The 22,219-nt window shown below is 63.1% G+C and carries 21 protein-coding genes; 14 read left to right on the forward strand and 7 right to left on the reverse strand.

Going from position 1 to position 22,219, the window contains the following annotated elements; translation table 11 throughout:
- Positions 1-6: 6 nt before the first annotated feature.
- The 3 genes from yidD to thrS all read left to right on the forward strand — a co-directional run bounded on the left by yidD (position 7) and on the right by thrS (position 2,852).
- Positions 7-339 (forward strand): membrane protein insertion efficiency factor YidD, encoded by a 333-nt coding sequence (yidD, locus tag RBH77_RS13680; protein ID WP_311028148.1) that lies wholly within the window; start codon positions 7-9, stop codon positions 337-339.
- A gap of 139 nt (positions 340-478) precedes the next feature.
- Positions 479-661, forward strand: a complete 183-nt coding sequence (locus tag RBH77_RS13685) for a YegP family protein (protein ID WP_311028149.1) — start codon at positions 479-481, stop codon at positions 659-661.
- A gap of 184 nt (positions 662-845) precedes the next feature.
- Positions 846-2,852, forward strand: coding sequence for a threonine--tRNA ligase (thrS, locus tag RBH77_RS13690; protein WP_311028150.1), 2,007 nt, complete (start codon positions 846-848; stop codon positions 2,850-2,852).
- A 59-nt stretch (positions 2,853-2,911) separates the two neighbouring features.
- Here thrS and RBH77_RS13695 read toward each other — a convergent pair whose 3' ends face one another.
- Positions 2,912-3,796, reverse strand: coding sequence for a 5'-nucleotidase, lipoprotein e(P4) family (locus RBH77_RS13695; RefSeq protein ID WP_311028151.1), 885 nt, complete (start codon positions 3,794-3,796; stop codon positions 2,912-2,914).
- Positions 3,797-4,039: 243 nt separating this feature from the next.
- Positions 4,040-5,008, reverse strand: a complete 969-nt coding sequence (locus RBH77_RS13700; RefSeq protein ID WP_311028152.1) for an RgsD C-terminal domain-containing protein — start codon at positions 5,006-5,008, stop codon at positions 4,040-4,042.
- A gap of 97 nt (positions 5,009-5,105) precedes the next feature.
- Between RBH77_RS13700 and RBH77_RS13705 the strand changes: the two genes are divergently transcribed.
- Entirely contained in the window at positions 5,106-5,690 is a 585-nt protein-coding gene (locus RBH77_RS13705) for a nitroreductase family protein (protein WP_311028153.1), read from the forward strand.
- 3 nt (positions 5,691-5,693) lie between these two features.
- Positions 5,694-6,302, forward strand: coding sequence for a flavin reductase family protein (locus tag RBH77_RS13710; RefSeq protein ID WP_311028154.1), 609 nt, complete (start codon positions 5,694-5,696; stop codon positions 6,300-6,302).
- A 9-nt stretch (positions 6,303-6,311) separates the two neighbouring features.
- Here the strand turns inward: RBH77_RS13710 and RBH77_RS13715 are convergent, their stop codons facing one another.
- Both RBH77_RS13715 and RBH77_RS13720 read right to left on the reverse strand, forming a co-directional pair.
- On the reverse strand, positions 6,312-7,190 hold the full coding sequence (locus RBH77_RS13715; RefSeq protein ID WP_311028155.1) for an HpcH/HpaI aldolase/citrate lyase family protein: 879 nt from the start codon (positions 7,188-7,190) through the stop codon (positions 6,312-6,314).
- 2 nt (positions 7,191-7,192) lie between these two features.
- Positions 7,193-7,645, reverse strand: coding sequence for a MaoC family dehydratase (locus RBH77_RS13720; RefSeq protein ID WP_311028157.1), 453 nt, complete (start codon positions 7,643-7,645; stop codon positions 7,193-7,195).
- Positions 7,646-7,783: 138 nt separating this feature from the next.
- On the opposite strand from RBH77_RS13720, the gene RBH77_RS13725 reads away from it, so the two are divergent.
- The gene (locus RBH77_RS13725; RefSeq protein WP_311028159.1) at positions 7,784-8,926 is read left to right on the forward strand and encodes a DUF2336 domain-containing protein; all 1,143 of its coding nucleotides are present in this window, start codon (positions 7,784-7,786) and stop codon (positions 8,924-8,926) included.
- 11 nt (positions 8,927-8,937) lie between these two features.
- On the opposite strand, the gene RBH77_RS13730 is transcribed toward RBH77_RS13725, so the two are convergent.
- Genes RBH77_RS13730 through parE form a run of 3 tightly spaced genes read right to left on the reverse strand, consistent with a single transcriptional unit; the run spans position 8,938 to position 14,023 of the window.
- Positions 8,938-9,840 (reverse strand): DMT family transporter, encoded by a 903-nt coding sequence (locus RBH77_RS13730; RefSeq protein ID WP_311028161.1) that lies wholly within the window; start codon positions 9,838-9,840, stop codon positions 8,938-8,940.
- 37 nt (positions 9,841-9,877) lie between these two features.
- The gene (locus RBH77_RS13735; protein ID WP_311028163.1) at positions 9,878-11,962 is read right to left on the reverse strand and encodes an FUSC family protein; all 2,085 of its coding nucleotides are present in this window, start codon (positions 11,960-11,962) and stop codon (positions 9,878-9,880) included.
- Between the two features lie 27 nt (positions 11,963-11,989).
- Entirely contained in the window at positions 11,990-14,023 is a 2,034-nt protein-coding gene (gene parE, locus RBH77_RS13740; RefSeq protein WP_311028164.1) for a DNA topoisomerase IV subunit B, read from the reverse strand.
- Positions 14,024-14,283: 260 nt separating this feature from the next.
- On the opposite strand from parE, the gene cpaB reads away from it, so the two are divergent.
- The 8 genes from cpaB to RBH77_RS13780 all read left to right on the forward strand — a co-directional run bounded on the left by cpaB (position 14,284) and on the right by RBH77_RS13780 (position 22,213).
- Positions 14,284-15,228, forward strand: a complete 945-nt coding sequence (gene cpaB / locus RBH77_RS13745) for a Flp pilus assembly protein CpaB (RefSeq protein WP_311028165.1) — start codon at positions 14,284-14,286, stop codon at positions 15,226-15,228.
- Between the two features lie 96 nt (positions 15,229-15,324).
- Entirely contained in the window at positions 15,325-16,758 is a 1,434-nt protein-coding gene (locus tag RBH77_RS13750; RefSeq protein ID WP_371832777.1) for a type II and III secretion system protein family protein, read from the forward strand.
- A gap of 10 nt (positions 16,759-16,768) precedes the next feature.
- On the forward strand, positions 16,769-17,044 hold the full coding sequence (locus tag RBH77_RS13755; RefSeq protein WP_311028166.1) for a hypothetical protein: 276 nt from the start codon (positions 16,769-16,771) through the stop codon (positions 17,042-17,044).
- 3 nt (positions 17,045-17,047) lie between these two features.
- Positions 17,048-18,256 carry a CpaE/TadZ family protein gene (locus RBH77_RS13760; RefSeq protein ID WP_311028167.1) on the forward strand — a complete coding sequence of 403 codons (1,209 nt, stop codon included), beginning with the start codon at positions 17,048-17,050 and terminating at the stop codon, positions 18,254-18,256.
- A gap of 4 nt (positions 18,257-18,260) precedes the next feature.
- On the forward strand, positions 18,261-19,688 hold the full coding sequence (locus RBH77_RS13765; protein WP_311028168.1) for a TadA family conjugal transfer-associated ATPase: 1,428 nt from the start codon (positions 18,261-18,263) through the stop codon (positions 19,686-19,688).
- A 4-nt stretch (positions 19,689-19,692) separates the two neighbouring features.
- The gene (locus RBH77_RS13770; RefSeq protein WP_311028170.1) at positions 19,693-20,646 is read left to right on the forward strand and encodes a type II secretion system F family protein; all 954 of its coding nucleotides are present in this window, start codon (positions 19,693-19,695) and stop codon (positions 20,644-20,646) included.
- Position 20,647: 1 nt separating this feature from the next.
- Entirely contained in the window at positions 20,648-21,595 is a 948-nt protein-coding gene (locus RBH77_RS13775; RefSeq protein WP_311028171.1) for a type II secretion system F family protein, read from the forward strand.
- A 147-nt stretch (positions 21,596-21,742) separates the two neighbouring features.
- Positions 21,743-22,213, forward strand: a complete 471-nt coding sequence (locus tag RBH77_RS13780; protein ID WP_311028172.1) for a tetratricopeptide repeat protein — start codon at positions 21,743-21,745, stop codon at positions 22,211-22,213.
- The last annotated feature ends 6 nt before the right edge of the window (positions 22,214-22,219 follow it).

The following is a 22,219-nucleotide window of genomic DNA, read 5'->3' on the forward strand; positions in this document are numbered from 1 at the left end:
CCGCTGGTGAATGGGCCCACGAAAAGCCGCAACTTCTCCGGCCCGTGGCCAAAGACGCCCGACCGCGTCCTTGGCACGTCGCTTATTCGCCTTTATCAACTTACGCTCTCGGGCTTCGTCGGTCATTCCTGCCGGCATCTGCCGACCTGTTCCGAATATGGCTATGAGGCGATCGCACGGCACGGGCTGTGGGTTGGCGGCTGGCTGGCGCTTTTCCGCGTCGCGCGTTGCGGTCCCGGCGGCACGCGCGGCCTCGACCCGGTGCCGGAAGAACTGGCGCCCCGCTTTCGCTGGTATTTGCCATGGCGCTACTGGTCGGCGGGCCACCACACTGCCTAGCTGATCGCACGATGCAAGGTTTAGCTTTGGGATAGACTATCTTCCCCGTTGATTTCGGGCGCGTTTCTGCCGCATGTTTGCATCATTGGGCGGCCGGTGCGATATCGGGCCGTTGATTCACCACGGAGGGGAGACCCGCATGGCTCACAAATTCGAGATTTGGAAAGACAAGAAGGGCGAATATCGCGTCCGCTTCAAATACAACAGCGAAGTGATGTTCTCGTCCGAAGGCTACACGTCGAAGTCGAGCGCGCAGAACGCGATCGACTCGATCAAGAAGAACGGCCCTAACGCGCCGATCGAAGATAATAGCGCAAGCTGAAATTCCGACACGCTTTCGCGCTTGTGAGACATAAGCGCTCTTGGTGAAAGACGGCGCCTCGTAGGCTTTACGGGCGCCGTCGTCCGGCTTATGTAGCGCTATCGGCAGCCGCATTCCCATGCGCGCTGCAACACACTGCAATCCCACCCGCGCTCGTATGCGGGACTGGATAGGAGACATGACCATGGCTGACGCCAACCCGGGCGCAATTTCCGGCGCATCCGTTTCCCTTGAATTTCCCGACGGCTCCTCGCGCGACTATCCCGCGATGATGACCGGCGCCGAGCTTGCCGAATCGATCTCCAAATCGCTCGCCAAGAAGGCGATCGCCTACGCCATCGATGGCCATGTGCGCGATCTTTCCGATCCGCTCGGCGCTTCGGGCCGCGTCGAAATCCTGACCCGCGAGAGCGAAGGCGCGCTGGAACTCATCCGCCACGATACGGCTCATGTGCTCGCCGAGGCGGTGCAGGAACTGTGGCCGGGCACGCAGGTGACCATCGGCCCGGTGATCGAGAACGGCTTCTATTACGATTTCGCTCGCAACGAGCCCTTCACGCCGGACGATTTCGTGGCAATCGAAAAGAAGATGCGCGAGATCATTGGCCGCAACAAGCCTTTCACCAAGGAGGTCTGGCCGCGCGACAAGGCGAAAAACGTCTTCCGCGACAAGGGAGAGGCCTACAAGGTCGAATTGGTCGATGCGATCCCCGAGGATCAGGACGTCAAAATCTACAGGCAGGGCGACTGGTTCGATCTCTGCCGCGGTCCGCACATGGCTTCGACAGGCCAGATCGGCGACGCCTTCAAGCTGATGAAGGTGGCGGGCGCTTATTGGCGCGGCGATTCCAACAACCCGATGCTGACCCGTATCTACGGCACCGCCTGGCGCAACCGCGAAGAACTCGACCGCTATCTCCATACGCTGGAAGAAGCGGAGCGGCGCGACCACCGCCGGCTCGGCCGCGAGATGGATTTGTTCCATTTCCAGGAGGAAGGGCCGGGTGTCGTCTTCTGGCACCCGAAAGGCTGGAAGATGTTCCAGAGCCTCGTCTCCTACATGCGCCGGAGGCTCGACGAGCACGAATATTCGGAAGTGAATGCCCCACAGGTGTTGGACAAGCAGCTTTGGGAGACATCCGGCCATTGGGGCTGGTACCGGGAAAGCATGTTCAAGGTACTGGTCGCCGGCGATGAGGCCGAAAGCGAGGATCATCGCGTCTTCGCGCTGAAGCCGATGAATTGCCCTGGCCACGTCCAGATATTCAAGCACGGCCTCAAGTCTTACCGCGACCTGCCTGTCCGGCTTGCCGAATTCGGCGCTGTTCATCGCTACGAGCCGTCCGGCGCGCTGCACGGGCTGATGCGCGTGCGCGGCTTCACTCAGGACGATGCGCATATCTTCTGCACGGAGGACCAGCTTGCCGCCGAATGTTTGAAGATCAATGACCTGATCCTCACCACATACGCTGATTTCGGCTTTGAGGAGATCATGGTCCGCTTCTCGACGCGGCCGGAAAAGCGCGTCGGTTCCGACGCACTCTGGGATCACGCCGAGGAAATCATGAGCGGCGTGCTGACCGAGATCCAGCAGTCCGACAACCGTATCCGCATCGAGATCAACCCCGGTGACGGAGCTTTCTACGGGCCGAAATTCGACTATGTGCTGCGCGACGCGATCGGGCGCGAATGGCAGTGCGGCACGACCCAGGTCGATTTCAACCTGCCGGAGCGGTTCGGCGCCTTCTACATCGACAAGGATTCGGAGAAGAAGCAGCCGGTCATGGTGCATCGCGCTATCTGCGGCTCCATGGAACGCTTCCTCGGTATCCTTATCGAGAACCACGCCGGCCACATGCCGCTCTGGTTCGCGCCTCTGCAGGTCGTCGTGGCGACGATCACCTCGGACGCGGATGACTATGCGAGGAAGGTGGCGGCGCGGCTGAAGGATGCGGGGCTGCTCGCCGAAACCGACCTGCGCAACGAGAAGATCAACTACAAGGTACGCGAGCACAGCCTCGCGAAAGTGCCGGTGATCCTGGTCTGCGGCAAGCGCGAGGCGGAGGAAGGTACGGTCAATCTGCGCCGGCTCGGCTCACGCGACCAGCAATCGTTGATGCTGGAAGAGGCCGTCGCGGCCTTGGTGGACGAGGCAACCGCGCCAGATATCAGGCGCAAGCGGAAAAGCTGAACGACCCCACCCTTACCCTCTCCCCGTGAAAAACGGAGAGAGGGGTAGGCAAGTGCCTGTTACCCTTTCGGCTTCCAGGGTTGCAGGGCCTCGATCTTCATCTTGCGGCGCTCGTCGGGCGAAAGCTTATAGTTGTTGTTGAAGGGGTTGGACTCCCAAGAACCATATTCGGGGTCCGGCAGCATGAACCAGTCGTGCCCCCAATGTGCGGCACTGTCCGTGAAGAACTTCATGCGCTCTTCATAGGTTCCTTTGTACTTGTCTGTGAAGTCGCCGAGATTGTCGCCGAACATCATGATGACGCGATAGTCCTTGGCAACGAAGGCGACCCTGTTCTCCTTCGGCGACTTCCAGTCGGGCTGTTGCCCAGAGGCCAGGAAGGTGTCGACGTTGCCGCCCATCGGGAAGCCGAGATCCTTCATGTTCTCCAGCGTTGCCGGTTTTTCCTCAAGCGTCCGGTTGGACACGTAAAAGACCTTCACGCCCTTCGAATCGGCATACCGCAGAAATTCGACCGCGCCGGGGATTGCCTTGGTCACCTTGTCCTTGACGTAGGCTGTCCATTCCTTGGGGCTGAAGTCGGTGCCTCGGGTCACCAGCGAAGCCTCGTAGGGGCTGTTGTCCAGGATGGTCTCGTCGGCGTCGAGCACGATAGCCGGTGGCTTGTCGCCAAAATTCTCACCTTGCTTGTCGGGAACCGCAGTCCAATTCTTGTCGGTGAGCGCCGCGTCGAGCTGGCCTTTGGCAAGGTTGTAGATGCCGAGCGTCGTCGCCTTGTATTCAACCGAGCGCTGCATCCACAGCGTGGCGTTCAGGAGATCGTTCTGAGGAACCGCCGCAGCTTCGTCGGCTCGTGCCGGCGCGGCGAAAAGGCCGGTGAGCACGATGGCAGCGGCGGCCGAAGTCTTGAGGGCGCCATCAATCGGCATGCGCATTGTCTTCATTTCTGAACTCCCCTTCGGATCGTAAATCCATGATCGCGGCGTCGGACGGCGCCGTGCAGAGACAGCATTGCGCGGATCGGCCCCCGGCCGGACATTGTCGAGCCCGCCCGCGGTGTCGATCGGCGCCGCCATCGGTGACTATAGACCGATCGGATACGACAGCAATATGAATGCTTTGGGGTCTGGGGAGCACGCTGGCGAGCCTTGCCCGGCGGCTGGATGAGTTGATTTCCGCAATCGCCGTCAGTCGGAAATGTCGCCGATCGGGGCTCCCTGTTGCCCGACATCGCTGGTCAGCACTTCGACCTCTTCGTTGTGGCCGGCTTCCACGGTCAGTTCGCGCTGATAGGTATGGCCGCGGTTCTTGGCAACAACCGTATAGTCGCCCTCCGCCAGCACCATGGTGGCGAAAGCACCGACGCTTTCGCGTACCACCTCGCCGGAATCGGTCAGCACCGACCATGACGTGTCGGCGATCGCCTCGCCGCCATGATCACGCACCAGCTTCATGGTGAGTTGGGCGGCGCGATGCTCTACCGTCGCTTCGGTCAACTTGCCCGCCGCTACCCTGATATCGGAGCGGATGACTGCGTTGACCGAGCCGTATTTGGACACGACATGATAGGTGCCGGCGTTGAGCCGCACCACCACGTCCGGGTGCACGTCGGGGATGATGAGTGCGCGCTCGCCATCCGCGCCCGCCTCGGCCTCGTAGATGGAAAAGCGCAGCTTGTTCGGCGGGATGTGGCCGCCGCTCGGAAGGATGGCGTCGAGCTTCAGACCGCCGGCATCGAGCACGAGCACTTCTTTTTTGGGGTCCTTGCCCACGGTTATGCGCTTCGTCGCGCCTGCGCGGCCATAGGAGGCATGGACGAGATAGCTTCCAGGATCGAGTTGGAAGACGCTGGTGCCGCCGCGCGCCGAGGCAATCAACGGCAGCTTGCCGTCCTCGCCTGCTTGCGGCCCGAAGACGCGCCAGACAAGGCCCCGTGTCACCTGCGGCCCCTTGTCGACCAGTTCAGCGATCAGCGTGACATTGCCGAATGTCAGTTTGGGCAGTGGGGCTTCGATACTGGGCACGCCTCTGAAGCTTTTCAGGTCGGGCAATTTCAGCCGCGGCTCCAGCTTTCCGGCTTCCTGCGCGGCCACCGGCATGACGGCGAGCGCAAGAAATGAAAGCAGGACTGTAAGTCTCTCCAGGACGGCGTACATGGGTTGCCATCAAGCCCGGCGCGGTGGCAATTTCAAGACGATTCTCCGTGACCGGTATCTCCTTGCACCGGCTATTTTATCTGAAAGAGTTTTCGCGATGTCATCGACGGTCATCGATCTCCTGCTCGAGCGCAACTCGGCGCCGATCCACGAATTGAAGGAGCCGGCGCCGTCGGATGCCGAGATCGCGACCTTGATCCGCATCGCCAGTCGCGTGCCTGACCATGGCCGTATGGAGCCCTGGCGCTTCATCCTCTATCGCGGCGAGGCGCGCGAACGGGTGGGGCGGATGCTTGCCGAGCTTGCCGAGAAGCGTGAAGGGCCGCTCACCGAAGTGCGCCGCGAGAAGGAGTTGACACGCTTTTCGCGCGCGCCGCTCGTCGTTGGCGTCGTTTCCGCGCCTCGGCAGAACCCCAAGATCCCGGATTGGGAAATGCAGCTTTCCGGCGGAGCGGCGGCGATGAATCTCGTCATAGCCGCCAACGCCATGGGTTATGGCACGAACTGGATCACCAACTGGTATGCCTATGACGAGGAGGGTCGGCGGTTGCTGGGCCTCGCGCCGCACGAGCGGGTCATCGGCTTCGTCCATATCGGCACGTTCAACGGAGCGGTATCTGAACGGCCGCGACCGGATGTCTCAAAACTTTATGCGGACTATTCCGGTCCCTGGGAGGGATAGGCGGTGTTCTATGAACCCGGCAAGGGCCACGGCCTGCCGCACGATCCGTTCAAGGCGATCGTTGCCCCAAGGCCGATCGGCTGGATATCCACGATGGGCCGTGACGGCTCGATCAATCTCGCGCCTTATTCGTTTTTCAATGCGTTTTCTTCGCGCCCGCCGCTCGTCTGGTTCTCCTCCGAAGGCGAGAAGGACAGCTTCACTTTCGCGCGCGAGACCGGCGAGTTTGTCGCCAACCTCGCCGGCGGCCACATCTTCAAGGAAATGAATGCTACCTCCGTGGATGCGCCGCGCGGGGTGAGCGAATTCGGCTATGCCGGGCTGACGCCGGCGCCCTCACGGCTGGTCGCGGCGCCGCGCGTGGCGGAGGCGTATGCCGCGCTCGAATGCAAGGTGACCGAGATATTCGAGCCGAAGGGCCTCGACGGCAAGCCCGCCGGTGTCCATGTCTGCACCGGCGAGGTGATCGGCATTCATATCGACGAGGCTGTCCTCACCGACGGCTTGTTCGACAACGTCAAGGCCGGCAACGTATCGCGTCTCGGCTATCTCGATTTTTCCGCCATCACCGAAACCTTCGCCATGCGCCGGCCGAAGTGGAAGGCGGATTGACGCGCACCCTCATGCCACGCCGGCGGCCTGCGCCCGTGCAAGGATGCGCTCGGCGCGGCGCAGGTGCGGGCGGTCGTACATTTGGCCGTCGATGCCGATGACGCCCGGATTTCCGGCGGCGGAGAAGGCCTCGACCACGGCACGCGAATGCGCGACCGATTCGACAGAGGGCGTGAACACCTCGTTGATGATCGGCACTTGTGCCGGATGGATCGCCATTTTGGCCGTGAAGCCGTCACGCTCAGCTTCCACGCACTCCGCCTTCAACGCGTCCATGTCGCGGAAATTCACGAAGACCGTATCGATCGCAGCCGCCTGGACCGTCGCGGCCGCGAGTATGGTCAGCGTGCGCGCCAGACGGAAGGTTTCGGTATAGCGGCCATCGCCGCCGCGCGGCGTACGCGCGCCGATATCCGCCGACAGATCCTCCGCTCCCCAGGTCACGCCGGCAAGCCTAGGGTTGGCTTCGCTGAAGGCTGGAGCAGCCAGCACGCCGGCTGCTGTCTCGGCGATGAGCGCGACGATCCGCGTGGCACCGTCTTCGATGCCGCTCTCGGCCTCGTGCACACGAAGTTTTGCCGACAGCCGCATGACGTCCTTTGGGCCGATCGCCTTTGGCAGCATGATGCCGGCCGGTCGCGCCGGCATGATCGCCGTGAGATCGTCGTCGGTCAGCCCGGTGGTGAAGTCGTTGACACGCACGTAAAGCGAGGCCGAAACCTGTTCCCGGTTCTCTCCGATGAAGGCCGAAGTGATCTTTCGCGCCTCGGCTTTGCGGTCGGCTCCGACCGAGTCCTCCAGATCGAGAAGCAGGACGTCCGCGCCCGCCTGGGGCGCCTTGGCGAGCTTCTTTTCCGAATCGCCTGGAACGAACAGAAGGGACCGCACGCTCAGGCTCCTTTCTTCTTCATCATCGCCTGCCGCACGCAGCGTGCCACCAGCACATTATTCTGATTGTAGGCGCGGTGCTCGAATTCGACGATGCCCCGGTCCGGCTTGGATTTCGACGGCCTCACCGATTTCACTTCCGTCTCGACATGGATCGTGTCGCCATGGAAGAGCGGATGCGGAAACACCGTCTCGGTCATGCCCAGATTGGCGATCGTGGTGCCGAGCGTCGTGTCGTGCACGGAGATGCCTATCATCAGGCCGAGCGTGAAGAGCGAATTGACGAGCGGCTTGCCCCATTCGCTCTTCGCCGCGAAATCGAAATCGATGTGCAGCGGCTGAGGGTTGAGCGTCATGACGGAGAAGAGAACGTTGTCGCTCTCGGTGATGCTTCGGGTGAGGGGATGGCGGAACACCTGTCCGGGCGTGAATTCCTCGAAATAGAGGCCTGGCATCTTTATTTCCTCCGCTAGTCCCGCGTTTGATAGAGCGGTCGTAACGGGCCTGCAAGAGAGCCGGTTAACGGATATGGTAAACGCTTCCTAAACCATTTCCACCTAGCGTCCGCGGTAGCTCGGGGTCGGGTCGGCGGCATGGTAATCAGTCATTTCCTCAGGTGGATCGATACGGCGCGCGTTTCCGAACGGGCAGCCGGCGCGGCGGCGCTAGCAAGAGCCTATGTTTCCCGTGAACTCCCCTTCGAGGACCGCTGTGAGGCGGAAGCCGCGCTGACCTTCCTGCTGGACGATCCGTCGACAAAGGTGCGCTATGCGCTTGCCGAGGCGCTCGCCATGCACAGGCTGGCGCCGCTCCAGATCATCCACGCGCTCGCCTCCGATCAGGACGAGATCGCCGACCTGGTGCTGAAGCGCTCGCCATTGTTCACGGACGGCGATCTCATCGACCGCGTCGCCATGGGAGCCGAAAGCGTACAACTGTCCATCGCGGGGCGGGCGCTCGTTTCGAAATCGGTCTCGGCCGCCATTGCCGAGGTAGGCTCGGCGGAGGCCTGTCTGATCCTGCTCCGCAACGATGGGGCTGATGTCGCCTCGCTCAGCTTCCGCCGCATGGCGGAGCGCTTCGGCGCCATGCCGAGGCTGCGGGAAGCGATGCTTGCGGACCGCCGCCTGCCGGTCGACTGCCGCCATGTTCTGCTGGTCAAACTGAGCGCCGCACTGAAGGATGCGCCGCTCGTCGTTGCGCTGATGGGCAGGGCACGTGGAGAACGCGTCATGCGGGAAGCTTGCGTGAGGGCTTCGCTGACGCTCATCGACCGAACCCGGCCGGACGAGCATGCGGCGCTGGTCGAACATCTTCGACTTGCCGGCGAACTCACCACAGCCTTCATCGTTCGCATGGTGGCGCACGGCAAGATCGATTTCTTCGCCTCCGTGCTCGGCGTGCTTGCGGGGCGCGAGGCGGTCCGCGTCCAGGCGCTTCTTGCCGGCGGGCGCGATCTGGCGCTTTCGGCGCTCTTTCGCGGCGCCGGCCTACCGGAAAGCGCGCACGGGGTTATCCTGCGGGCGCTGGGGATCTGGCGCGAGGTCGCCAACGGCAGGCGTGTGGCCGGCGCACAGGAAGTGAGCTGGCTGATGCTGAGGGAATTGAACGCCTGTCCGGGCCAAAGCGGGCCGGCGGAGCGTCTGGCCGAGCTTGCCGGTCTGATCCGTGCCATCCACCTCGAAGTGCTGCGTGAGAATGCCCGCGGCCATGCGCTGGCCATCGCCGCGGCCTGACGGCCTCCAGATTATGCGGCTGCGCTTGCTACGCTCCGCCGGAAATTCCATGCCGCGTAGCCGAAAATCACGACGATGACGATGCCGCCGCCGACGAGGCTCGCCGCCGGCGGCAACTCACCGAGAAACAGCCATGCGAACAGGATCGCAAGCGGTACTTCCGTGCTTCCGAGCAGTCCGGATTCGGCAGCGCTGACCAGTCGAGTCCCTTCGGTCCAAAGGATCACGGCGGCGGCGAAGGAAACGCCGAAGGCGCACATCAGGACGGCATCGCGCCTTGTCACGTCGAGCGGGTCGGTGATGAGGCAGCCGATGACGAAAAGCAGGAAAGCCGCCACGGCTCCGGTCCAGACGACGGGCGCATCGGTGAATTTACGGATCAGCACCATGTAGAGCGCGCAGCCTGCGGTCATGAGAATGGCCATGAAATTACCGGCAAGGCTTCCCGTGCCGATACCGCCGAGCATCATGATGCCGACGCCGGCAAGCGACAGGACGGCCGCCACAATCGTACTTCGACGCGTGCGCTCTCCAAGTACGACGCGTTCGAGCCCCGCCGCCATGAAAGGCACGGTAGCGTAGATGATGGTGACGTTGGCGACATAGGTGAGCTTGAACGCCGTGATGAAGGCGATGCTGGACAGGGTGCTGACGACCGCTAGCGCCCAGCCGCGGAGCCCGAGGTGGAGGCTGGACCACATATGCGGGCCGCGCGCCCGCCATAACACGTAAGCGGCGATGATCGCCGCACCGACAAGGCCGCGCCAGCAGGCGATCGTCCACGGGCCGGCGGTGACGGAACGGGTAAAGATACCGGCAAGCGCGAAGAAGACGGCCGATACCGTCACCAGCATCATGCCGACGGCGTGGCCGGTATCGATTCTGGCGGGAAGATCGAGCGATCGCGCATCCATGACTCTACGATACGGGAAGGCTGCCGACAGCCTGTTGTCAGGAGTGCCGTATCCCGGCGCGCGGGCTGTGGAAGAACCGGGGATTGTCTTCCACCGCCGCGGCGATCACCCGTAGCGAGGCGGCGACGGCAAGAAGGGGCCGGTCGGCGTCACCGCGTTTGCCGAGCGCTTCCGCCTCTGCCCTTGTCGCCGCCGCGAAAGCGGAGATCGAGCCGCCTCCCAGGCCGCTTCCCGCCGAGCGCAGGATCAGCGAAGCAAGGCGCTTCAGGAAATCGGCGATGATGGGCTTGTCCGGTTCGGGGAGGTGCGGCTGGGCGTTGCGCAGGGCGAGGATCTCCAGTCCGACGGTGGACGCCGCGACGCTGCCGATGAGCATCGCTTCGCCGCGCCCGCCAGTGCGCTGCGCAAACGGCATCAATTGGTTGATACGGTCATAGGCGAGGCTCTCGAAGGCCGAGCGTCGAGGCACGCGCTCGTGCAGGCTGAGCCGCACGAGGTCTTCCTTGATGGTTGCGACGATGCGCAGGACGCTGTCACGTGGCCTTGCCGGTAGCACGCTCCAGAACACACCGATCGAAAGCAGGATGCCGACCAGGATGGACGCCGTCTGGTTGAGGAAATGGAGTGGCGCGTAAACCATCGTCTGGTGCGGACTGAGGAAGGCGAGGAAATTTATAGCGAAGGCTGTCGCTGTTCCCGTGAAAGTCGGATTCGCCATCGCCAGCGCGCCGGGTATCAGGATCGGGATCACGAACAGCACGAACCAGCCGAAACCGGGGAAGACGGGCACCAAAACCTGGCCGACGATGAAGGCGAAGGGCACGGCCAGTAGCGTGCCCTTGAAGAAGCCAAAAGCGGTCCGGATCGGCGCCGGGCGCGACGCAAACAGGCTGGAGACGACGGCAACGATGATGGTCGCCCCTTCGGCGTCCGCCCATTGGGTGGCGATCCAGAAGGCCGCGACGAGGGAAGTGGCGAGCGCGGCTCGCACCGCGTTACGCAACGCCGCCTGCCGGTCGCGGTGGATAACCAGCGCAGGTTGTCGTGTCTGGTCGCTCTCCGGCCGGCCCGGATGGCGCACGGCATCGAGACCGTCGAGGACGCCGGCAAGCGCATCGGCGAATTCGGCCGCCATGGCGAGCCTTGCGGCGGCGCCGATCGGGTCGGGCACACCCTCCGGCAACGGCGCGTTCCGAGCCTCCTTGGCTATCTCTCTTAGCCGAGCGAGGAAAGGCTGGACATCATTGAGCGCATCGGGACGTTCGGACAGTTCGTTGACGACAGCCTTCAATTGGTTGCGAGTCGGCGGCAATGCTGGATTAGCGGGCGCGGAGTGCAGTCTCAGCATCCGTGCGGCGGAAAGGGCGGAAAGCAGATGGCCGATCGTGCGCCTGACAGAACGGCCATGCGCGGCGGGGCTGGGGCCTTCAAGCCGCACATAGGCGCGCATCTCACCGAGGCCCTGTGTCTCGGCGATGATGCGCCGGTTGAGCATCGAAAGCCTTGCACGGTCGGCGCCACCGAAGGCGAATCCGGCATAGGCAGCGAGATCGCGGATCAGGCCTTCCAGCTTTCCAGCGATCTGGTCGCTGGCGAGTCGTGGCAGGAAGAGGCGGCTGGCGAGCCCCGCGCAGAGGATTCCGAGGATGATTTCCGATGCGCGCGCGATTGCCAGTTCATGGGCGAGATGCGGCTGGCCGAAGGCCGGCATGCTGATGATCGCGGCGGTATAGCCAGCGAGCGCGGCGGCGTAGGATTCGGGGTTGCGGAGCATAGACGCGACATAGGTGCAAAGTCCGATCCAGACTGCGAGCACCGCGAGGAAGGCGGCGGCGTTGCCGCCCCCGATCCGCACAAGCAGAAGTGCCGCAAGCGCCCCGACGACGGTGCCCACCAATCGGAAGAAACCCTTGGAAAGCGCCATCCCGGCGACTGGTTGGGCGACGATATAGACCGTCATCATCGCCCATTGGGGGTTTTCCAGCTTCAACGCGTAGGCGAGCGCAAGGGCAACCAGCCCCGCCACCATCGTGCGGATCGCAAAAATCCAGTCGGTACGCTTGGGTCGCGGGATGCGCGCTAGCGGGAAGTGGAGGGTATCAGGCCAGCGGGAGAAACTCACTGCCGGGCCGCCTTCCGATTTCCGGGGTCAGATATCCAGCTCTTCCACGAATTCCGCGCGTTCCTGGATGAAGCGGAAGCGCAGTTCCGGTTTGGTGCCCATAAGCGCGTCGATCGCTTCCTTTGTCGCATCCTGCTCGTCGATGACCTCAACCCGAAGCAATGTGCGTTTCTTCTTGTCCATGGTCGTCTCCTTGAGCTGCGAGGCCATCATCTCGCCCAGGCCCTTGAAGCGGCCGATCTCGACCTTGCCGCGGCCGGTGAACTCGTTCTTCAGGAGTTCGTCCTTGTGCACATCGTCGCGCGCATACATCACCTTGCCGCCCTGGCTGATGCGGTAAAGCGGCGGCACGGCGAGGTGGAGATGACCGCCGCGTATCAGTTGCGGCATTTCCTGGAAGAAGAAAGTCATCAGAAGCGAGGCTATGTGCGCGCCGTCCACGTCGGCATCGGTCATGATGATGACGCGGTCGTAGCGAAGGTCCTCGTCGCGGTATTTCGAGCGCGTGCCGCAGCCGAGCGCCTGGATCAGATCGGCGATCTGTTGGTTGGCGGTCAGTTTGTCGCGACCGGCGCTGGCGACGTTGAGGATCTTGCCGCGCAAGGGCAGCACCGCCTGAGAGGCACGGTCGCGCGCTTGTTTGGCGGACCCGCCGGCGGAATCGCCCTCCACGATGAAGATCTCGGCACCCGCCGCCGCGTTTTGCGTGCAGTCGGCAAGCTTGCCGGGAAGGCGCAGCTTGCGTACCGCGCTCTTGCGCGAGACTTCCTTTTCCTGCCGCCGCCTGAGGCGCTCGTCGGCCCGCGCGATCACCCATTCGAGCAGCTTGGAGGCTTCCTGCGGATTATCGGCCAGCCAGTGGTCGAACGGGTCGCGCATGGCGCTTTCGACGATGCGTTGCGCCTCGATGGTCGCCAGCCGGTCCTTGGTCTGGCCGACGAATTCCGGCTCGCGGATGAAGACCGACAGCATCCCGGCCGCCGATATCATCACGTCCTCGCTGGAGACGGCGTGCGCGCGTTTGTTGCCGGTCAGTTCGGCATAGGCTTTCAGGCCGCGCAACAGCGCCGAACGGAAGCCGGCCTCGTGCGTGCCGCCTTCCGGGGTCGGGATCGTGTTGCAGTAGGAGTTCAGGATCGGATCGCCGCCGTACCAGGTTACGGCCCATTCCACAGAGCCATGGCCGCCCTGCTTTTCGCTCTTCCCCGCGAAGATGTCGCGGGTCACCTGGAATTCGCCGTCGAGCGAAGCGGCAAGGTAATCCTTCAATCCGCCGGGGAAGTGGAAGGTCGCTTTCTCCGGCGTCTTCTCCTTGTCGGCGATCAGGGCAGGCGCGCAGGACCAGCGGATTTCGACACCGCCGAAGAGATAGGCTTTCGCGCGCGTCATGCGGCAGAGCCGGGCCGGATCGAAATGCACGCCCTTGCCGAAGATCTGGTCGTCGGGGCGGAAGCGGATCTTCGTGCCGCGGCGGTTGTGCACCTCGCCGAGGTTTTTCAGCTCGCCCTTCGGGTGGCCGCGCGAGAATTCCTGCCGGTAGAGCTGTCGCCCGCGTGCGACCTCCACCTCTAGCGTCTCCGAAAGCGCATTCACCACCGACACGCCGACGCCGTGCAGGCCGCCCGACGTCTCGTAGACCTTGGAGTCGAACTTGCCGCCCGAATGCAGCGTCGTCATGATGACTTCGAGCGCCGACTTGTTCCTGAATTTCGGATGCGCGTCGACCGGGATGCCGCGCCCGTTGTCGGTGACAGAGAGAAAGCCGGCCTCGTCGAGCTCGACCTCGATGAAGCTTGCGTGCCCCGCCACGGCTTCGTCCATGGAATTGTCGATCACCTCGGCGAAGAGGTGGTGCAGCGCCTTCTCGTCGGTCCCGCCGATATACATACCGGGCCGTCGGCGAACCGGCTCGAGCCCCTCCAGCACCTCGATGTCGGCCGCGCTATAGCTGTCACTGCCGTCCCTGGCGGATACCGGTCGCGCTACCGGCTTTACCGGCTGCGAATCGTTCGCCGGAGCTTCGTTATGCAGGGTGAAAAGGTCTTTGTTCGCTTTTTCCATGTCGCCGCTGATCTAGCCCGCCCGAATCACGCTTCATACTGCCACGCTTTACCGTTCCGGTGACAGAGGTTCTCTCTCTGTTCGCGCGGCCGATATCGCTCGAATTGCTGCTTTGGGCGCAATATCCCGATAACCACGACGAGCGATTGCCGGCACTCTACACTCCTTGCCTTCCAATTCCTTTAGGATTTGCCGCCTAGCCTCCCGCACAACAAAAAGCTCGAAAGGGCGGGGCGGGCGTGAAGAACAGAATAGTTCCGATGATCGGGATCGCAGCCGTATTCGGCGCGATATCCATATTTGCTGCGAATTTCTGGATCAAGAGCCAGGCCAGCGCGCGCGTCGCGACTGCCGTCACGGTGCCGGCGAAGCCCGAAATCCGGTTCAAGACGATCGTCGTGGCCAAGACGCCGCTCCGTTTCGGCATGAAACCCGAGCGCGACAATCTTGCCGAGATCCCATGGGCCGAGAACGCGTTGCCGAAGGGGGCATTCGGCACTGTGGACGAGCTTCTGAAGGATGGCGACCGCGTCGTCCTTTCGCCGATAGACGCCAACGAGCCAGTCCTCCTTGCCGAGCTTTCCGGGCCGAACGGTCGCGCAACGCTGTCCAATCTTCTGGAGCCGGGCATGCAGGCCGTAACCGTCAAGACCGACGAGATCGCCGGCGTCGGTGGCTTCATCGCGCCGGGCGACCGTGTCGATGTCGTATTGACGCGCGACGCGGGCGAAATCGAGGAAGTAAAGAAGAACGCCGAGGGCGCCGCCGGCTCGAAGATCGCCACGGAAGTTGTGATCGAGGCGGCGAAGGTCCTGTCGGTCGGGCAGGCGGCGGACGAGCGCGCGACTCAGCCGAAGGTGGCCAATTCGGTGACGCTGGAAGTGACGCCCGAAGGCGCGCAGAAGATCACGTTGGCACGGAACATCGGCAAGCTCTCGCTCGCCTTGCGCTCGGCACGGCCGGCCGGTTCTGACGGCTCCGGCATGACCACCATCTCCGCCTTCGGCGGTTCGGTTGCCGAAAAGATCTCGGCGGCCGCCAGCGACGTGGTCAGCGCCATTCCGCACGATGACGAAGAGCCGAAATTCGCCACCGTGGTCGTGACGCGCGGGATCAAGGAAGAGACCTACAAGGTCAATCGCAGCGGCCCGCATCAGGGCGATGATGGCCAGGCTGCCGGCGTAGGGACGTTGCCGCAGGAATAGGGGCCGCAGGAATAAAGGCCGCAGGGCCAGAGGTATGCCGGCTGGCACCGGCGAATAGAGGGGATGCCGGCTGGGGCCGGTTTGGGGATAGGGCTAATGTCGTTTCGTTTGAAAGCAGCCACGGAGGCGGATGCGGCGCGCTCGTTCCTGATCGCGCGGGTGATGCTCCTCGCCGCGGCCGCGCTTCTTTGTGCCGTAGGCGCCACCAGGGCGCTGGCGAATGGTGACGTGATTCATATTTCGTCCGATGCGCACAAATCGATCAAGGTCGCGAAAGGCAAGCCGCAGACCATCCGCACAGGCGTTCCCTTCTCGCAGATCGTCATCGGCGATCCCGAGATCGCCAACGTCAATCCGCTCACCGACCATTCCTTCTATGTGCTCGGCACCAAGCTCGGCACGACAGGCATCGCGCTGTTCGACAAGGACAAGCGCCTTGTCGGCAATATCGACGTCGAGGTGACGCTGGACACGAAGGATCTCGCCAAGGCGATCCAAGCAAATGTGCCGGGCACCGACATCCGCGTGGATTCGGCGAATGGCCGGCTGATCCTTTCCGGCACCGCCAAGGATGCCGTCGCGGCCGAGAAGGCCAAGAACATCGCCGACCGCTTCTCCGGCGAGGAGAAAGTCATCAATTCGGTCAATGTCTCCTCTTCGCAGCAGGTGCAGCTCAACGTCCGCTTCGTCGAGATCAGCCGTCAGGCGGGCCGTGAATTGGGCACGAAGTTCCGCGCTTCCTACAGCGCCGGCGCTGGTGGCGGGGTCACTTTCAATTCAGATCCGTCCGCGTCTTCCAACGTCCCGGCCGGACAGATCATCGGTTCGCTCCTTTCAGGCGGGTTTTCGGCGGATATCGCCATTAAGGCATTGGAGGACAGGGGCGTCGCCCGCAGCCTGGCCGAGCCGAACCTGATCGCCCGCTCCGGCGAAACGGCAAGTTTCCTTGCAGGGGGTGAGTTTCCTATCCCCGTCGCTTCGGACAACAACACGATCACGATCAGCTACCACAAATACGGTGTCAGCCTCGAGTTCACGCCGACGGTTCTTGAGGACGGCCTGATCAGCCTCGAAATCGCGCCGGAGGTCTCGACGATCGACAACTCGGCCACTTCGTATCAGTTGAAAGGCATCAGCGTTCCCGGCTTCATCGTGCGCCGAGCCCAGACTTCGGTCGACCTCAAGAGCGGCCAGAGCTTCATGATCGGCGGCCTGCTCCAGACCCAGAACAGCACGACCACCCAGGCGCTGCCCGGTCTCGGCAAGCTGCCGATCCTCGGCCCTCTCTTTTCCTCGAAGTCCTATCAGCGCCACGAAACAGACCTGATCATTATCGTCACGCCCTATCTGGTGAAGCCGATCGATCCGTCGAAGAAGGTCGCGAGCCCGCTCGACGGATCGAAGCCGGCGAGCAATGTCGACTACTTCCTCGGCAACGCCGACGAAGTGAAGCCCGGCGCGCCGCAACTCGCGGCCGCGGGCGCTCCGATCGCGCGCGCCGACAGCGGCCATTTCCTCGACCTGCGCTAGGAGAGACGCGATGCAGAGAATGACGATCCTCGTATCCGTGTTCGGCCTGTCGCTGGCGGCGGCCGGCTGCACCAGCGACGAGTTTGCCCGCAACGAGGGCGTGACGGGCAGGGCCGGCGATGCCATCGCCGCCAATACGGTGATGCAGATGGTGGACCCGTGGCCGCGCGGTGTCGAGAACGCCAATCTCCGCGTGCCGGCCGATCATGCGCAATACCAGAACAAACCGGCTGCGGCTGGCGCTGCGGCGCCGTCGAACGGCCGCTCCTCGACGATGGACAACTGAGCCATGGCGAACACGAACAAGAGCAAGCGTGTCGTCCTCGTCTCGCGGGATCGGTCGTTCCTGCAGGATACGCGCGCCGCATTCTCCTCTTCCGAGGCGATCGAACTGGTGACACTGGACAAGAGCGTCAACGAACTGCGCGGCGAGATCGAAACGTCGGAATGTGGCGCGGCGATCGTGGATATGGATGTGGCGAGCTTGGAGCAGATAGAATCGCTCCAGCGCGTCGTGCGCCGGCTGGAGGGACGTGCGCCGGTCGTCGTCGTGACAGGGGAGTTCAACGCCGCGGCGGTGCGCATCCTCGTCCAGCTCCAGGTCGCGGATTTTCTGGTCAAGCCGATCACCACGGCCGACCTCGTCCGCTCCTGCATCCGCGCGCTGCAAGGGCCGGGCCGTCATGAGAACGCCGAATCGCAAGTTTATACGTTCATGCCGGCCGCCGGCGGCGTCGGTACGACAACGCTCGCCGTGCAGACGGCCTTCCAGCTCCACCGGTCGGTCACGCGCGCAGCCTCGACCTGCGTGGTTGACCTCAATTTCCAGCAGGGCGCCTGCGCCGAATATCTCGATCTGGAGCCGCGCTTCGACATCAACGAGATCGAGAACCAGCCCGAGCGGCTGGACCGCCAGTTGCTCGACGTGATGCTGTCGCGGCACGAGAGCGGGCTTTGCGTGCTGGCCGCGCCGACCGATCCGGCCGACATGCGTTCCTTCAACACCGACGTCGTCGTTCGCATGCTCGACCTCGTCTCGGCCTATTTCGACAATGTCGTCATCGACATGCCGCGCACCTGGTTCCCGTGGACGGAAACGGTGCTGCTTGGCTCGAATAGGCTCTACATCGTCTCTGAGATGACGGTGCCGTGTCTGCGTCATACGCAGCGCCTCATCAAGGCGATCCACGAGAGGACCGGGCGCGAGGTAAAGCCGAACGTCATCGTCAACCGCTTCGAGCAGAAGAAAGCGGGCGGCGGCATCAAGCAAGCCGATGTCGAGGAGATCCTAGGCGACCATTTTGTCGGCGGCATTTCCAACAATTACCGACTGGTGCGCGAGGCGGTCGATCGCGGCGTGCCTCTCCACGAGATCGATCCGGACGCCAATGTCGTGCACGACCTGAAGCGCATCATCCTGCCGGAAGAAGCGGTGGTGGCGACGAAGAAGCGCTCGCTCTTCTCCCTACCGATTGGCCTCAAGAAGAAGGTGGGATAAGGAGATGGCGAGCCGCTTTTCCACGCTGAGGGACCGCCCGAAGGAAGCCCGCCCGGCCGAACAACCGGCAGGCGATCGCACCGCTGTCGTCATCCCGTCCGCGCGCAAGGTCATCAAGGCGGTGACGGCCGAGCCCGGCGCCGGCCAGCCCAAGGCCTCCAGCCGCAGCCATGACGCGCGCGATCGCATCCATCGTATGCTTCTGGAGGAAATCAACCTGGTGGCACTGGAGAAGCTGCCTCGGGCCGAGATGGAACGCCAGATCCACGAATTCGTCTCGGAGAAGACGCGGAGCGAACGTCTCGCGCTCAACGTCGCCGAACTAGACGCGCTAGTGGACGATATCGTCGACGAGATGGTGGGCCTCGGCCCGCTTGAGCCGTTGATGAAGGACCCGACGATCAACGACATACTGATCAATGGCCACGAGAACTGCTTCGTCGAGCGGCGCGGCAAGCTGGAGAAGATCCAGGTCCCTTTCAAGGACGAGGAACATCTTCTCAGGATCGTCAACAAGATCGTCGCGGCGGTCGGACGGCGGGTGGACGAATCCCAGCCCATGGTTGATGCCCGCATGCTCGATGGTTCCCGCTTCAACGCCGCCATCCGGCCGGTCGGCGTCGACGGGCCGTTGGTCTCGATCCGCAAATTCTCCAAGCACAAGCTCGGCCTGCACAAGCTGATCGAGTTCGGCGCGATCACCCAGAACATGGCCGAGGTGCTGGCGGCGGCCCTGCACGCGCGCAAGACGACGATCATCTCCGGCGGCACGGGCACCGGCAAGACGACCATGCTGAACGCGCTTTCCGCCTTCATCCCCGAGGACGAGCGCCTCATCACCATCGAGGATGCCGCCGAGCTGCAATTGCAGCAGCCGCATGTGGCGCGCATGGAAACGCGCCCCGCCAATGTCGAAGGGCATGGCGAGATCAGGCAGCGCGATCTCGTCAAGAACGCGCTTCGCATGCGCCCCGACCGCGTCATCCTCGGTGAGTGCCGTGGCGAGGAGGCCTTCGACATGCTCCAGGCCATGAATACCGGCCATGAAGGCTCCATGGCCACCATTCACGCCAACACGCCGCGCGACGCTATTTCCCGCCTGGAGCAGATGCTCGGCATGACCGGCATGCCGATGACGGTGCAGTCGATCCGCAGCCAGATTTCCAGCGCCATCGACATTATCGTCCAATTGACCCGCCTTGCCGACGGCAAGCGCAAGGTGACGAGCGTGGCCGAAGTGACCGGTATGGAAGGCGAGATCATCCAGATGCAGGAGATATTCCGTTTCGTGCGCACCGGCATGGAGGCGGACGGGACGATCAACGGCCATTTCGAGGCGACCGGCATCCGTCCGCGCTTTCTCGAAGACCTGCGCGCCATGGGGATCGAATTCCCCGGCAAATATTTCGAGCCGGGCATCGCGCAGGAGTAGGTGGATGACCCCCCTCTACCTCATCTATGGCTGTGCAGCCGTCGCCGGCATCATGATAGCGGAGGCGCTATATCTGCTCTATGCCGGCCGCAGCGACAGGCGCGCGGCGATCAACCGGCGCATGAAGCTTCAGGAAAAGAAGCTCAGCCAGGAACAGGTACTCGTCCAGTTGCGCAAGGAGAGGGGCGTCGGCGACGGCCGCACGCTCTTTTCACTGGCGGGTCTACGCAGGCTGCGTACGCAGTCGGGCCTGACCAAGCCATTGCCGCAGTTCCTCGGCATCACTTCAGGCGTGGCATTCGGTATCGGCCTCGTCCTCCTGTGGTTCGGCAGTTCCGTAAAGATCGCCGCCCTGTCCGTGCCAGTTTTGTGCATCATTCTCCCGATCATGGCGCTGAAATTCTTGCGCAAGCGGCGCCACAAGCATTTCGGGCTGCAATTGCCCGAGGCGCTTGAACTGATCACGCGGAGCCTGAAGGCCGGCCATCCGGTGCCGGTCGCCATCGCCATGGTTGCGCGCGAGATGCCCGATCCGATCGGCACGGAATTCGGCGTGGTCGCCGACGAGGTAACCTATGGTTCGACGCTGGTCCATGCGCTCCATTCGATGTTTGAGCGCGTCGGGCACGAGGACCTTCCGCTCTTCGTGACGGCCGTGTCCATCCAGTCGAGTTCGGGCGGCAATCTGCGCGAGATACTGGACGGGCTGTCCGGTACGATCCGGGACCGCGGCAAGCTGCGCCGCAAGGTGCGAGCGATTTCGACCGAGGGGCGCATATCCGCCTACATCCTCACCGCCGTGCCGGTGCTCCTGATGGCGGCGATCTTCGGCCTGATGCCGGAATTCTACGGCAATGTATGGGGCGAACCGATGACCTGGTATCTGCTCGGCGGATCGGTCTTCTGGCTCCTGCTCGGCAATGCGATGATGTTCAAAATGGCGAATTTCAAGTTCTGACATGGACGCCTTTTCCCCATTCGGCGGCATGCTCCCGGTAGCGCTCATCCTGCTTCTGGCAGGCGGGGCGGCGCTCGCCTGGCCTCTCGTCGCCGGACGGCAGGAGCGAAACGATCTGAAACGCAGGCTACGCCTGGATTTGCAGTCCGAGGGAGAAGAGAAGTCGGCGGAACGACCGCGCAAGGAAAATGTCGTGCGCGAGAAAGCCGCGCGCACGGCGCAGGAATTCTACGCCAGAACCGATCCCGAGAATGTGGCCCGACTGCGTCTCCGCCTGATCCAGGCGGGTTACATGAACCCTCGCGCTGTCGGGATGTTCTTCCTGGTACGTTTCCTGGCGCTCGCCGGTTGCGTCGCGCTGGCGCTTCTCCTCGTCATGGCGTTCAGCTCCGATGCCTCGCGCCTTAACCGTTGGATGTTCGTCGGCATGGCGGGCATCCTCGGCTACTTCCTGCCAGGGCTGGTTCTCGCACAGAAGGTCAAGACCAAGATGCGGGAATACCGCAATGGCTTTCCCGATTTCATGGACCTGATGATCGTCTGCTCGGACGCAGGCATGAGCATGGAAGCCGGTATCGAGCGTGTGTCGAAGGAATTGCAGCTTACCTACCCGTCTCTGGCGGAAAACCTGCAACTGGTCTCGCTGGAACTGAGGGCCGGCCGCAGCCTCGACGACGCGCTGAAGGCGCTGTCGGACCGGCTGAGCCTCGACGAGGTGCGCTCTTTCGCGACGCTCCTCCAGCAGTCGAAAGAACTCGGCACCAGCCTGTCTGGCGCGCTCAGGGTCTTTTCCGATGAGATGCGTCACAAGCGCATGTCGCTGGCCGAGGAAAAGGCGCACGCCCTGCCGGCGAAGATGTCGGTGCCGGTAACGGTCTGCATCCTGCCGGTCGTGCTGATGATCGCCATCATCCCGATCATCGTGCAACTGACTTCGATGAAACACTGAGCCCGGGCCGCTCCTCTTCCTTAACAAGGAGTTGAAGGCCTCTCGCAATTTGCTCCCGACTCGGCACCGAAGCTTAATTACCTTGTTCTAAAGTATTCACATCAAACAAGCGCCCGGAAAACGGGCCGGCAGGGCAGGGCTGGGGCAATGCGGGCAAGCATATTCGTCGTGTGCGGTTTTTTGGGTGCTGCGTTCACGGCATCGGGTTGCACCACCAATCCAGTCGACGCGTTGTCGACGATCTCGATCACGCCGCCGGCCAGGGATGTCAGCGCGGATGATCTGGCGCAGGGCAAGTCGCAATTCCGCGACGGCAATTACGGGTTGGCGGAGAAGCACTTCCGCCAGGCCGTGGAGTTGCGTCCGGACAGTGCCGAGGCATGGATGGGGCTCGCCGCCTGCTATGACGAACTCGGCCGCTTCGACTTCGCCGACCGCGCCTACGGCCAACTTCTGAAGATTGCCGGCCGGCGCCCGCGCATCGTCAATAATATGGGCTATTCCCAGCTTCTGCGCGGCGACAAGGCGAAAGCCCGCAGGCTCCTGATGGAAGCCGAGCAGAGCCTTCCGGGCGATAAGCTGGTGGCGGCGAATATCGCCCTGTTGAATAAGAGCTGACGGTCT

The organism is Mesorhizobium koreense (genome assembly GCF_031656215.1).
Classification (GTDB): domain Bacteria; phylum Pseudomonadota; class Alphaproteobacteria; order Rhizobiales; family Rhizobiaceae; genus Mesorhizobium_L; species Mesorhizobium_L koreense.